Origin of the sequence: Pseudomonas frederiksbergensis (genome assembly GCF_001874645.1) — a bacterium.
GTDB classification, from domain to species: Bacteria; Pseudomonadota; Gammaproteobacteria; order Pseudomonadales; family Pseudomonadaceae; genus Aquipseudomonas; species Aquipseudomonas frederiksbergensis_B.
Map to the genome: position 1 here is coordinate 817,185 of NZ_CP017886.1, position 12,889 is coordinate 830,073.

At 57.9% G+C, this 12,889-nt stretch carries 15 protein-coding genes and 1 pseudogene; 4 read left to right on the forward strand and 12 right to left on the reverse strand.

Annotated elements, in window-relative coordinates:
• Nucleotides 1–6 precede the first annotated feature (6 nt).
• On the forward strand, nt 7–789 hold the full coding sequence (locus BLL42_RS04075) for a hypothetical protein (RefSeq protein ID WP_071550890.1): 783 nt from the start codon (nt 7–9) through the stop codon (nt 787–789).
• Nucleotides 774–1,157 (forward strand): DUF7079 family protein, encoded by a 384-nt coding sequence (locus tag BLL42_RS04080; RefSeq protein WP_129586930.1) that lies wholly within the window; start codon nt 774–776, stop codon nt 1,155–1,157. Before BLL42_RS04075 ends, BLL42_RS04080 begins: the two co-directional genes overlap by 16 nt.
• Nucleotides 1,158–1,348: 191 nt before the next feature.
• Here BLL42_RS04080 and BLL42_RS04085 read toward each other — a convergent pair whose 3' ends face one another.
• Complete coding sequence (locus BLL42_RS04085; RefSeq protein ID WP_174553324.1) at nt 1,349–2,143, reverse strand: hypothetical protein; 795 nt, start codon at nt 2,141–2,143, stop codon at nt 1,349–1,351.
• Between the two features lie 279 nt (nt 2,144–2,422).
• Between BLL42_RS04085 and BLL42_RS04090 the strand changes: the two genes are divergently transcribed.
• Together BLL42_RS04090 and BLL42_RS04095 are read left to right on the forward strand one after the other, a co-directional pair.
• Complete coding sequence (locus BLL42_RS04090) at nt 2,423–2,653, forward strand: hypothetical protein (protein ID WP_071550891.1); 231 nt, start codon at nt 2,423–2,425, stop codon at nt 2,651–2,653.
• Nucleotides 2,654–2,820: 167 nt separating this feature from the next.
• Complete coding sequence (locus tag BLL42_RS04095; protein WP_071550892.1) at nt 2,821–3,147, forward strand: hypothetical protein; 327 nt, start codon at nt 2,821–2,823, stop codon at nt 3,145–3,147.
• Between the two features lie 98 nt (nt 3,148–3,245).
• Here BLL42_RS04095 and BLL42_RS04100 read toward each other — a convergent pair whose 3' ends face one another.
• From BLL42_RS04100 to BLL42_RS04150, 11 genes and pseudogenes are all read right to left on the reverse strand, one after another.
• The gene (locus BLL42_RS04100) at nt 3,246–4,040 is read right to left on the reverse strand and encodes a DNA adenine methylase (RefSeq protein ID WP_071550893.1); all 795 of its coding nucleotides are present in this window, start codon (nt 4,038–4,040) and stop codon (nt 3,246–3,248) included.
• Nucleotides 4,041–4,190: 150 nt separating this feature from the next.
• A complete protein-coding gene (locus BLL42_RS04105; protein WP_071550894.1) occupies nt 4,191–4,733 on the reverse strand; it encodes a lysis protein in 543 nt (180 codons plus the stop codon).
• A complete protein-coding gene (locus tag BLL42_RS04110; protein WP_071550895.1) occupies nt 4,715–5,278 on the reverse strand; it encodes a glycoside hydrolase family 19 protein in 564 nt (187 codons plus the stop codon). The genes BLL42_RS04105 and BLL42_RS04110 overlap by 19 nt, the downstream gene beginning before the upstream one ends.
• A 52-nt stretch (nt 5,279–5,330) precedes the next feature.
• Nucleotides 5,331–6,380, reverse strand: a complete 1,050-nt coding sequence (locus tag BLL42_RS04115; RefSeq protein WP_071550896.1) for a phage late control D family protein — start codon at nt 6,378–6,380, stop codon at nt 5,331–5,333.
• A gap of 86 nt (nt 6,381–6,466) precedes the next feature.
• Nucleotides 6,467–6,640: a tail protein X gene (locus tag BLL42_RS29510; RefSeq protein ID WP_236722012.1), complete on the reverse strand. Its 174-nt coding sequence runs from the start codon at nt 6,638–6,640 to the stop codon at nt 6,467–6,469.
• Between the two features lie 11 nt (nt 6,641–6,651).
• Nucleotides 6,652–7,494 (reverse strand): annotated as a pseudogene (locus BLL42_RS04125) (phage tail protein); the annotation flags it as partial.
• 12 nt (nt 7,495–7,506) lie between these two features.
• Nucleotides 7,507–10,164: a phage tail tape measure protein gene (locus BLL42_RS04130; protein ID WP_071550897.1), complete on the reverse strand. Its 2,658-nt coding sequence runs from the start codon at nt 10,162–10,164 to the stop codon at nt 7,507–7,509.
• A 148-nt stretch (nt 10,165–10,312) separates the two neighbouring features.
• Nucleotides 10,313–10,624, reverse strand: a complete 312-nt coding sequence (locus tag BLL42_RS04135) for a phage tail assembly protein (protein ID WP_071550898.1) — start codon at nt 10,622–10,624, stop codon at nt 10,313–10,315.
• A 12-nt stretch (nt 10,625–10,636) separates the two neighbouring features.
• Nucleotides 10,637–11,140, reverse strand: coding sequence for a phage major tail tube protein (locus BLL42_RS04140; RefSeq protein WP_071550899.1), 504 nt, complete (start codon nt 11,138–11,140; stop codon nt 10,637–10,639).
• 12 nt (nt 11,141–11,152) lie between these two features.
• Nucleotides 11,153–12,319 (reverse strand): phage tail sheath subtilisin-like domain-containing protein, encoded by a 1,167-nt coding sequence (locus tag BLL42_RS04145; RefSeq protein WP_071550900.1) that lies wholly within the window; start codon nt 12,317–12,319, stop codon nt 11,153–11,155.
• Between the two features lie 102 nt (nt 12,320–12,421).
• Nucleotides 12,422–12,829, reverse strand: a complete 408-nt coding sequence (locus tag BLL42_RS04150) for a phage tail protein (RefSeq protein ID WP_236721967.1) — start codon at nt 12,827–12,829, stop codon at nt 12,422–12,424.
• Nucleotides 12,830–12,889 lie beyond the last annotated feature (60 nt).

Consider the following 12,889-nt stretch of genomic DNA (forward strand, 5'->3'; position numbering starts at 1 on the left):
CATTTCATGTCTGAGCCTTTACTTGTAACTGGAAGCTACGTCGTTCAGAAGGCACACGCGCTGGAGAGCTCTCCATTAGACATGGCAATTGCCGGTATGGAAGGCGCCGCAGTACGGTTTTCAGCAGACGCAATCTCTGATGCAAAGATCCGCGCCAGCTACATGGACAATATCAAACGCATGTCGATTGAGACCAAAGCCGAGGTGACCGCTGGAAAGATCAGCGCTCGTGAGGGAGTCGAGTTCTGCCAAGAAATGCGTAATAGAATTATGCTGGAACATCGAAAATTCACCTCTGCCCAAGGCCTCGCTTTCGCAGAACGAAAAAAGAAACTCCCACCAACTCTACAAGAAACTCTCGACAAATATGCTCTACGCGCAGAAAACATCGAATATAACAAGCTAACAGCAGAACAAAAAAACAAAGTTCATTATTCAATCCTAGAGTCTTCTGGCCGCGATAACGCCCCTGTAAGTCATGTCACAAAAAAATTGAGAATCATGGGGAAGGTTGGCATTCTTATCACGGCAACCTTTGCTGTTTATGAAATCATGAATGCTGACAACAAAGTCAAGGAAACAGCTCGACAAGGCATAATCATTGGCGGTGGTGCCGCTGGTGGTGGACTGGCTGGCCTCGGTGTATCCGCATTTTGCGGCCCTGGTGCTCTTGTATGTGCAGTAGCGGTAGTTCTGGCAGGAAGTATTGCCGGCGGCATCGCCGGAAGCATGGCTGCCGATAGTCTGGACGAAGAACTGGAGGAGTTTTCCAAGTGGAAGATTCTATAAGCAAACAAGAACGAGCAGATATACGGTGGGCATTATCGGATGCATTCGTTGATAACGAAGTTGACTACGCAGCCATTGTAAGACAGGTAAAAAAATTTGACATGACGGAAGTAAAAAACATCCTCTACTCAGAGGTCGCACCCGTTTGCCACTCTAATCTTGAGAGCATACTCCCTACCATATGGCTTTGTTTCAACAGAGAGGAACTGGAAAGCGACATTGAAAAAATGCTTGAAGCACGAAAGCAAAGCTTTCTTCGACGTCAGCTAGATACATTACTCATCAAATGGCTCCACTACAGATATAAATACATTTGGCTAGAAATAGCTAAGCACTACAAGCATATCCAACACCAGCAACACAGTTAAAATAGAAGCTATCAACATACATCGAGACATCCTCCCTAATATCACTCGACATCGATGATGATACCGTACTAAATTCAAACGCGATCAAGGCAACCCTAAAGAAGAGCAATATAAACAAATATCAATAGGCTGCTTTTGGTCGCAAAAGGATTCTCAGCGGCTCAAAAACTCATGATCACTCCCACTTATGCCTAGCTCGCCAAGACATTTTTTGCCCATTTTAAGAAACTTGAAAAGTTGACGAAAGAAATCGCTAGAGGACTTAAGACAATAAGCACCGTGTATACTGGATGCTCTTTCATAGCTTCTATAACTACCACTGGATGAGCACCATTCCGATCCCACCAGTTTGAGGCTGTCTTTAAAAACTTATCATGTGTGCGCTCAAAGAAGTTCGCAAAAAGATCCAGCTTCCTCAAGGTGGACTGGTGCATCTTTATATACTCTTCATTAACAAATGCTGCTGCTTCGTCTGCACCAGGTAGAGCGTCTTGATCGCTAGCGTTATTGAGCTCTGCTAGGGCCATGATTCGGCCTTTTCTCCCCCTCGAATCTTTATGGGGAGCGTAGTTCCTACCGTACAGAGCTACTAGCTCTCGAGCCAAGTCGACCTTTTTATCGTCTTGCAGCTCAAAGGGTTTACCTCCTAGAACTCGAAATCTGTGCTCAAGGGCATAAAAACCAAAGTTTTCGTCTCGCATATTCCAATGAAGGAAGCGACAGTCTTTGTGCCTCTCAAGAAACTGAAAATACCCCTTGAGCATTGACTTCTCAAACTTATCTAGCCCCTCAACCATATTGCCAAGCTGCTTTGTTAGCTCTGCCTCTTTATGGATTGACCATGATTTTGTTTGGCCAGATTTTAAATTGCGAATAGCAATAGATGTAACTCGCTTAGACTCTCCTGTCGCATTTTCGTAAAAAGACTCGCACGAATAATGGATTACATAGACACGATTGGAGTCCTCATAGAGGCCTTCAACCAATGCTCTACTCCTTTTCCGGTCCTTAACCTTTTCCAACTCCGCTCCCAATTCTCTCTCCTTAGCTATTACAGGCATTGTGTGGAGAGTGTGCCGCCTTCCTGAGCAGGTTGCCAGCGGTGGTGAGTTTCCTTGGTTTCTTGGGCTCATGAACACCGACGTTCATTGATAGGTCGGCGCCGGCCCCCTTATGTAACGAATCGAGCGAAAGCCCCCTTGCGCCGCTGGCCAATGGACTAGGCTGACTCGGCCACTCCGGCGCACTCAATGAGGAAAACCGCTATGCAGCTATCGGACGCCACTGTTATTACTGAAGTAGAAGGCATTCGCGATGCGAATATAAAACTAACCGAAGGTTGGAAGCTGCTAGCGATCACCACGCGAGCCAGCCCTGCGGATAATAATGACTACACTTATTTCATTTTGGGCCGTCGGGCCAAGGACGAAAAGCCAGAAAAGCCGCCTATGAAAATCAGTGCAGCTGCGCTAGCCCAAGCGAACCAACCAGGGTAGCGCCTGACTTCGAACAATGCGGCTTACGCAAAAGGCCCCCACACATTCCATAAGCGTGGGGGCCTTTTTTGTCGGCGCGAAATCCACCACCTCCTACACTGAATGACCACTCCCCCAGTCACTGGATTGACGCCCTGTCCACCACTTCCCAGAAAAGGAAACGCCCCATGCCCAATGCCTACGAAGGATCTGCCACCGTCACTATCTCGGCCCTGTACTTGGGGTGCGATCCAGTCGAGGTCACTACCGGAGAGCTGCATATCGTGTTGCAGAACGCCGGGGTTAATAGGGCGCGCATCCAGTTCCCGGTGTACCTGAAAGGCCCCGAGGGTGCGAACGTCCTACGGGTACAGTTACCGGACGGACTGACGCTGCAAGGGCGCATCGAGGACGGCCTTAATGGTACCGGCGGCGGTTGGCTGGAGTTCACCGTCGAGGCGCATGACTTGGGCTTAGCTCGGCCGGCTGATTTGAGCGGATGGCGGTGGCAATAAGCGACCTAGAGAAAGCGTTACGCTTGGAAGCGCTGGACGCGGGGCTGAATGCCTGGCGCAACCGTATAGTAAGCAGTTCGGATCATCGGGAGTCAGCATCAGAACAGCCCGCCTAGCGCAGCCGGCTCCCAGTTCATGATTACGAGCTCCCCACTCACCTCCGTATTCCCCTGCCGCTGATTGGCAACACTGTAACGAATGTCTACCGTCTCGAAATGAAAACCTTCAAAGACCCGACGGATGTCTGGATGGTCGTTGATGCTGACCATCACCTTGCCTTTGCAGCGGCGCATAAAGTCGGCCATCCGTTCATAGTTCTCGAACGGGAAGTCCACCCCATACCCAGCGGTCTGCCAGTAAGGCGGATCCATGTAATGGAAGGTATGGGCACGGTCGTAGCGCTCGGCGCATTCAAGCCAGGGTAGGTTCTCGACGTAGGTGCCGGACAGGCGCTGCCAGGCAGCCGAGAGGTTTTCTTCGATCCGCAGCAGGTTAATGGCCGGGCCGGTGGTCGCGGTACCGAACGTCTGCCCGGTGACCTTGCCAGCGAAGGCATGGTGCTGCAGGTAGAAAAATCGAGCGGCGCGCTGGATGTCTGTGAGGGTTTCGGGGCGGGTCATCTTCTGCCACTCGAACACCTGACGCGAGCTGAGCGCCCATTTGAACTGGCGCACGAACTCTTCGAGGTGGTTCTGCACGACGCGGTACAGCGTCACCAGGTCGCCGTTGATGTCGTTGAGGACTTCGACAGGCGCGGCCTGGGGTCGCATGAAGTAGAGCGCGGCACCGCCGGCAAAGACTTCGACGTAGCATTCGTGGGGTGGGAAGAGCGGAATGAGGCGGTCGGCCAGGCGGCGTTTGCCGCCCATCCAAGGGATGATGGGTGTAGACATTGAAAGCAAGACCTTTACTGTATGGATAAACAGGTGCTAGGCTCGCCGCGCTTTGTGCACGAAGCGAGAGCCTTGGCTGGACTTGCAGGGACAATCTGCAGGGACGGCGGCCGGGTTGGATGTTGACGCATCCACCCCGGCCGCTCTTTTTTACTTCGGTGTTGAGACTTCTTTGGCGTAGGCCTGACAGGCCGCCAACGCGATCAATCCTTGGTCGCCGGCATCGGTGATACCGATAATTCGTTGAGCATGCGCTGGGTCAAGTTGGGCTCTTGTGGCTCCATGAACCAAGCCGCCGGTTGTGGTGGCGGCTGACACTGCGATACCGCTGGCTGAATCGGTGGTGTCGAGTAGGACTGACAAGCGCAGATCAGCAGTGGCAAGGCGGTCGCGCAGGCGACCTTGATCACGTTGGGCATCGCTTAAGGCTCGGTAACGGGTTTGTTCACTGGCTGAAAGCCGTTGCTCCAGAGCCAGGCGCTTACCCTGTTCAACACGCTGTTGCGCAGCCGACGCCAGTGTCAGTTGGTTGAGGGCTTCAGCCCGCAGGCGCGCCTGTTGCTCAAGCTGCCGGCCGTAACGCCAGTCCTGAACCCTCCAGGCCGACGCAGCAGAACCACCAACCAATGCGGCCAGCAGCACGCCAATGGCTAACAGCCGATAAGGCGCAGAAATCAAGTCGACGACACGCATAGCACTGCCCTCGCCCGCTCCCATAGTTGCAGCCGATCCGCCAGGCCGTTCAGACCACCGTTGATCTTGCGGGTGATCGCCTCGAACTCATTCCGATCCGCCAGAGCGTTCAGCTCGCGTACCCACCAGAACCACGCAGCCGACTCGGCAGCCCATTGCGGCAGCTCGAGCAACTCCGGGGTACGCAGCAAGCGCTCATCGCCGAACAGGGCCAGGCTGCAGCGCAGGTAGTTGTTACGCCCAGTCACCTGGATCAGGCCGCGACCGCGATAGCGCTGGCCATCGCCGTCAGCCTCCGGGGTATTGCCCAGCTTCACGGCCAGGCTACCGGTGTCGTACTTGCTCAGGTACTGGTCGCCACCCAGTTCGCGAACGTACTGCAGCTGGCCGGACTCGTGCCCGACCTGGGCCAGGAACGCCGCCTGCCGCTGTGGCGTGTTGATCTGCCGGCAAAGCATCGCCGCGTTGAGGGCAGAAACAAAAACGCCCGCTTGGCGGCGGGCGTTGGGCATGATGCGCTGTAGCTGTTGCTCTGTCAGTGACATACAGACTCTCCATTGGGACAGTGGTTGATGGTGTCGTGTGGGGGATGCGGCTCTACTGCTTGAGCTGAACGACCTTCAGATCTTTCGCCGTTTTTTTCTTTTTGCCTTTGGCTTTCGCCTTGCCCTTCTTGCCGCCGTTGCATTCAACAGTCGTGCTCCAGCCGGACTGGGTGAACACCTGCTCCACCAAGTCCACCAGGTACTCGCCATCAAGGCCGACCTTGAAGCCCTGGGCGTTGATCGTTCGTTCGGCAAACAAGTCGGTGCGCCCAGGCATCTCCAGACGAACACCTGCCGTCGACCGGTTAAAGGCCGCCAGTCGAGCCTTGGCCGCCTGTTCCGCAGCCGACTTGTTCGGGTAGATGTGACGGTCGGTGTGCACCGGCGGCAGGCCGTCGGGTGAGTCGTCGTTGTCCAAGGTGACGACCGCAAGCTTTCCGCTCTTCTTGTCCTGGTGCTTGGTCGACACCGCCTTGTGGGTGTTGCGATCACCCAGCCGGAACTGAAAGCGGCTGACGTCACTGCGATGTATCACGACCACGCCAAAGGCCTTACCCGAGGCGCTCTGCCCGCCCTGCCGAGGCATCACCAGCAATTTGCCGTCGGCGACCTTGGCCGTGCAGTCATACTGCTTGGCCAGGCGGGTGATGAAATTGAAGTCTGATTCGTTGAGTTGATCGGCACGCGGAACTTTGGTCTGCACCGCGCACACCGGTTGCCAGCCGTTACGCGTGGCGACATCGGCAACGATGCGCGACAAGGGCACGTCTTCCCAACTGCCGCTACGCGTGGTCTTGCCGCTGCCACGCATGTCGCTGGCCTTGCCGGTAATCACCAGGGTGTCCGGCGGTCCTGAGAACTCGACATCATCGACGACATAGCGCCCGACGCGGGTTAATGACGTTTCCGCATAGCCGAGGAAGATCTCGATGCCGGCCCCTCGCGGCGGCAATGCCACCGCACCGTCACGGTCATCGATGCGCAACTCGAACTCATCCGACTCCATGCCGGGCTTGTCGGTGGTTTTAAGCTGCAGCAGCCGATCATTGATCAGTGCCGTGATGTCGGCGCCGTCGGCCACGACGCGAAAGGCTGGGGTCATTGTTTTGTCCAAAAGAAAGCCCGCACACGGCGGGCAAAATAAGTGTCATCAAGGCGGTGTGTGGGGCGTCGGCGTCGGCGTCGGCATCAGCCCCACAACATCACCACCTCGTCGGTGGGTGCGGGCAGATCCGGCAGCACGATCACGATACCGGCGCGATACGGTTGCGGTTCATCGGCCAGCCCCTGATTGGCATCCAGCACCGCCTCGACGGTGCCGTTGAGGTGGCCGTAAACGTGGTAGCAAAGGGTATCGAGCAGATCCCCGTCAGGACGTTCTGCAGGTCGTCGCCATAGCGCGCAAACTCCAAGGTGAACGCCTGCTTGCGCGGGATACCGCCCTGCAGCAGCGCGCTCTGTTCTTCTTCAACACTCTTCAAGCACCAGGTGCCAAGGACCTCGCCATAGCCGGTGGTCAGGGTCAATGGCTTGAGCTGAGCGCCGATGGTGCGCAAGGTGTCCAGTTGCTTGATGCCGCCCTTGAATCCCGGAAAAATTGCCCCCTTGAGCGTGATCTTTTCCTCCCCCATACCCACCGCCTGTTGCGCGGGTCGACGGGTCAGGCGTTCCTGGGAGGCCCAGCGAAACTCGGTCGAGCGTCGCAGCTCATCGAAGGCAGCCGTGTCCAGGTTGAAGTAGTAAGGCTGCGCCTTCGGATCCTGCGGCTGAATGATCAGTAAGTGCGGGAATGGCTTCACCGCCTCCGGCATCGGTGTCGCATCGCCGGCTAGCGAACCGGTCGGCACGATGTTGGCCAGTGATGGGCTGACCTTGCCGGCGATCTTGTTGATGGCAGTGGACGCCCGGGCGGCCTGCTCCTTCAGCACCCCCATGCGCTCATCGATCTGCGACACCGCCCGAGTCACCTTGTTGTACGTGGCCACCACCTGCCCCACTTTGGCCTGAGCGGCGTTCACGCTGCGCATGACCCGCTGCAGCTTCTGGCCCACTGCTGGCCCAACAATGGGAATGCTCTCCAGCTCGGACGCCGCGCCGGTGATTTCGCTGATCGCGCCGTTGACCGGCCCCATCATCCCATCCAGGCTGCGGCGCCCTGTTTCGCCCGCTGCCGCCAGGTACTTCAAGCCCGACTGCAGTTGCTCCATGTAGGCCATAGGCCCTCCTCGTCATACGTGCGGTTCGTCATACAGCTTGCGGTTCTGCAGCTGCTGCGTGGCCTCGCGCATTTGTTGTTCAATGAATGGCCGCAGCTCTCGCGCTAGCTGCGCTGGATCCTTCACATCGCCCTGCACGGTAATGTGCAAAGGGGCCTGAATGTCGACCCGCTGCTCGATCTTGGGCGGCTCGCTTTTCGGCGGTGGCGGTGGCGGATCCGGCGCCAACGGCGCCGGCATACTGGATGTCGCAGGCTTGGTCAGGGACCGCGTGACATCGCCCAACGCAGCGGTGTCTGCCTCCCGCTCTGGCAAAAGGCTCTGCACTGCCGAAGGCTTCGGCGGTGGCGGAACCGGCGCCAACAGCGGTGGCACACTGGGCGTCGAAGGCCGGGTCAGGGACCGCGTGACATTGCCCAGCGCGGCGGTGTCTGCCTTCCGCTCTGGCAAAAGACTCTGTGCTGCCAAGGGCTTCGACGGCATAAGAAGACTGGGACCATGCGGGTCATTGCCTGCGACTGGCGCAAACGAGCGGGCGATATTGCCCAGCACCGGGGGAATGTTCTGCCCGGCGTTGGTCATCATCAACGACCCAGCATCCGGCACTTTCTTCAGCGCATCTGGAGTGCCAAACATTGATTTTCCGGCAACACCACCCAGGGCATCGCCGCCCATATAACCCAGATAGCCACCGACAAGACCGCCAACGAAAGTACCAATAATCGGTACGAACGAACCGATAGCGGCCCCCGCTGCGGCACCTGCCAACGTGCCCGCCAATCCACCGGCGGCCGCGCCGTAACCCTCGGCCTTTTCGTCCTGCGTCTCGGCGTTCTGGTAGGTATCCCAAGCCTTCAAGCCGGCTTCAGCCACTGCGATCACCGCCGTGCCTTTCACAACGGAGCCGACGCCACCGCCGACTCCACTACCACCGCCACCCTTACCACCTCCTTTTGATGCCTTACCCTTCTTGCCATCGCCGCCGGCATTGAGGTCGCCGACATCCGGCCCGCCGCCCAGGGCCGACAGGTTGGTGACGATCACCTTCTGCGGAATATTCGGATTGCCAATCAAGGTGCCACGCCCGATGTTCATCAGCCCCTTGCCCATCTTGTAGGCGCTGACTACGGTCTTCAGCGCAACCAAGCTGGCCACGACTGTTCCAATGCCGGTCACCAATCGCGGAGATTCGTCGGAGAGCTCAGTGAGGCGACGGGCAACGCTAGTGATGCCGTCGGCCACCGCGTCGGTGACCGGCCGCAACGCATCGCCGATACTGCGCATGCTGTCATCCATGCTCTGGGCCATCTCGGCCCATTTTTGGGAAGACGTCTGCCGGCGCTCTGCCAGGTTCTTGTCTAGGATGCCCTTGGCGTCCGCCGATTCCTTTTTCAGCTGGTTGTACAGATCCTTGTTCTGCATATACGCCGTCAGGGCCGCCTTGACTTGCATGTCGGCAAACAGATCACCGGTACGCAAAGCTTCCTCCAGGGCGATGATCATGCCCTTGGCCTTTTCCGGATCGGTCTCCTTGCTGATCTTGGCCGTCGCCTCGGCCATCGCCTTGGCCTTCTTCGGATCGGTCGCAGCAATGTACTTCTGAGCCAGTGCGAAACTGGACTCCAGGGTCGACATCCCGTTTTGCAATCCGGTGGCCATCGAAGCCTGATAGTCGATTCCGGCCTTTTTGTACGCATCCACCGTTTGACCCGAACCGATCTTGCCCATCCAGTTCTTGAGGTTGTTGGCCGCCTCGTCGGCACCGCCGGCAGTTTTCATCTGCACCTGCAGCATCGACCCCAGTTGGGTCACCGCATCCATGCCGTAAATCTTCAGATTGCCCATGTCTGCGAGCAACGCAGGAAACCAACGGGCCATGTCCGCCGATTCGAAACTGCCCGCTTGGCCTTGGAACGCGATAGCTTCCAGCGCCTTTTGCATGATGGCCGGATCGGTGATCCTGGCGTTCTGCCCCAGAGCATTGATCATCTTCGCGGTTTCGGTACCGTCCGCCCCCTGACCGACGACGAACTTGGCCGCCGTCGGGGCATAGTCCAGCGCCTTGCTCAGGTCCATACCGGCGCCGACCAACGCATTGACCACCTCGGCCACCTGGTTGCGGGCCATGCCGGTGTCCTGCGACGTGCTGATGATCGTGCGCGTCATGTCCTGCTCTTGCGCGGTGTTGGCAACGCCGGCCTTGATCGAGATGTCACGGATGATGGCGCTGAAGTCCGCGCTGACCTTGCTCGGAATGGCCACGGCGGCGACCATGGCGCCTGCCTGACCAAGACTGCTCTTAAGGCCCGCCCGTCCTTCCTCCAATTGCCGGTGTCCCAGCGCCTTCAATTCGGCCCCGGCAGCCGCCCGGCCCATCGCGGTGTACGCCTTGCTGAGCCGGCCGACTTCAACGCCCTGTTTCTTCAGCAGGTCGAGGTTGGATTCCAGCTTGGTCAGCAGCTTGCCCGCGCCTTCGGCGCCGGCCATATGCGCCTTGCGCCACTCCTCGCGCAGGCGGATCGTGTCGCCGATGGTGTTCTGCAACACCCGTGCTTTTTTCCCGGTTTCGTCCAGCTGCTTGATCTTGCTTTCGACGTCCTTGAACGCTTTGCCCACCGTCGAATCGACGGCGCCGCCGATGACAAAGCCGAGCGCCAGTTTGTTCGCCATGTGCGTGCCCTATGCGTCGGAGAAATGAAAGGCGGCTCAATCCGTGAGCCACCACACCAGCTCGTTGAATGGCATGACCATGATCTCGGCAGCCGAGAACCCGGTCACTTTGGCCACGCGCTTGGCCAGCGTTTTCAACGCGGTCGCATCAAACGCCGTCGTCTTGGACCAGACGAAAATAGCCGGCCTGCAGACGCATGTAGTCGACCAGCTTGAGCGCCATCAGATCCGCCTCAGGGGTCTGGGTCAGAGAGGCAAACAGCGACATCTCGCGCTTTTCCTCATCCCCATTGCAGGTTGCCTGCGCGGCCCGAATATCGCGCACACAGGGGGCGCGCATCGACATGCTGTCGACCAGTACACCGCTCAGTTCGGTCGGGTATCGAAGGGCGATGCGAAAACCGTCTTCAGTGATTTGCAGCCACTTCGGCAGCGGCTTTTCTTGGGTGACTTGAGTCATTTCGTATGTTCCTTAAAGGCCCAGGGCCGAACGTTCTGCAGCGAGTTGATCGACGCCATCCACCACCAGCACCATGCCGACCATGTCGATCTCGTAAATCAACCGACCATCGACTTCGAGCTTGTAGTAGGTGAGCGCCATGTTGTGTTTGCTCTCGGCCTTTTCACCGGCTTTCCAGTCACCCATGTCAACCTCCTTGAGGCCGCCGCGCATGGTGACGATGACCGGGGTGACCTTGCCCTTGAGGCCCTTGAACGAACCGCGAAACACGGCATTGCACGCGGTGCGATCCGACAGTCCGAAAAACTTCAGGGCCTCGCGGCGCACGCCGTTGGTGGTAAACCCGGCCTCGAGTTTCTCAACGCCGGTCGGGATCTCGATTTCACCGGCCATACCGCCGCCCCGGTAGGTGTCCATTTTCAGAACCACCTTGGGCAGGGTGAGACTCGGCATCTCACCGGCAAAACTCACGCCGTCAATAAAGCCGGCGCAGTTGGACAGAATTTCAGGAATCATCAGGGGGCCTCCTTAGGCGGCTTCGAGCACTTCGGTCATCCATTGATTGGTGACTTCAAAAAGGAAATTCGGGTTCTCGGCCGGTGGCACGTCGGTGAAGCGGATGCGCCAATACACTTTGCCCTGCTCGATCTGGCTGGCGGTGTTCAGTTCGTGATCCGGGAACACCTCGAAGTTGATCACCGCGCCCTGGTTCTTCAGGTCACGCATGAACGCCTCCAGACCGTCGGTGACATCCTTGACATAGGTCTTGGTGATCGAGCGATCGACCGCCCATTTGTGGCCCGCCTGAACCGCATCCATGAGGATGAAGAGCGTGCGAACCCGTGTGACAAAGGCCCATTTCGGATCGCTGGACAGGGTCCGGTTACCCCACAAACGGAACCCGTCATCACGAATGATCGTGGTGATGTTTGCGTTGTTGAGCAGGTTGGCCCGACAGGTTTCGTCACCGTCCAGGTACTCAATGGCCCGCGTGGTACCGGTGATGCCGACAAACTCTTTATTCGACGGAGAAGCCCAGAAACCGTAGGTCGCATCGGTCCAGGCAAACAATCCCGCCGTCCAGGCCGAGCCCGGCGCATCTACCGTTGCACTGGTGCCGGTATCCCAGAACTGCACGCCAGGATCGACCATGAACAGGTGGCGGCTGCCGAAGTTCTTGGCATAGGCCATGGCGGCTTCGTCGGTGGTGCATGGCCCATCGATGATGCCGAGGGCCCGCAGCTTCTGTGCCAGGCTGACGAGCGCCGTGGCGACTGCTTGGGTGGCGGAATGTCCCGGCGCAATCAGCAGCCGCGGCTGGGCGTTGAACAGACTCTTGCCATCGAGCAGCGCCTGCAGACCAGTACGCTGCCCCGAGGCCAGCACCCCGCCGATGATCGCCGAGGTTTGCAGCGCGGGGTCATCCATCTTGGGCACACCTATGGCCACAATCACTGCCTTGGCTTTTTTGTAGATTGCCTGGCAGGCCTTGGTGATCGCCGCGTCGGCGCCGAAGGCAGCAATGGCTTCGCGCTCGGTGGTGATCAGCTTCAGCTCGCCGGCCTTGGCGCTGGCCCCGGACAAGCCACCGGGCGTGAAAGTGTCGCAGAGCCCGATGATCGATGAGGACGGCAGCGAAATGGTGCGTGCGCCCGTATCCACCGAAGTGGTCGTGACGCCGTGGTAGAAACTCATAGAGCGATCTCCAGAATCGAAAAAGCCCCGCATAAGCGAGGCTGTGAGGGATGTTCGTGTTACGCGTAACGGAAAAGAAAACGCCCCGTCAGTGCGGGGCGTTTACTGGAGCTGGCCTCCCAACCAAAGAGGCGGCGGCGGACGATGGTCAATCAGCGGAAACTCTCCCGCCTCCGGCCAGTTGCGTAGGCCACTTCGGTACGCCTGCAATTCGGTGTACTGCTCAAGAGTCAGCGTTGTAGTACCCCCGCCCTCCAACTCATCGCGGTGGCGCGAAACAACACCGTCCGATTCCAGCAAGCGCGCATCACGCCACTGCCGTTCAATGGTGGCCAAAGCCTCAGGAGAGGCTGGCGGCGGATCGATTAGCACCGGGCCATTTTCAGGACTGAAGTCGATTAACTGACCTCCGGATTGACCCACCAGAAGTTCAGAGTGACGTTCCAGAGTGATTTTTAGAGCGTCCTCTGGGAGAGTCTCGTGAACGTCATCATCGTAGAAACCTTTCATGGACTTACTTGAAAAGAGCCCCATAAGACACCTAAATTATGATTCGTTAAGTATTGACGT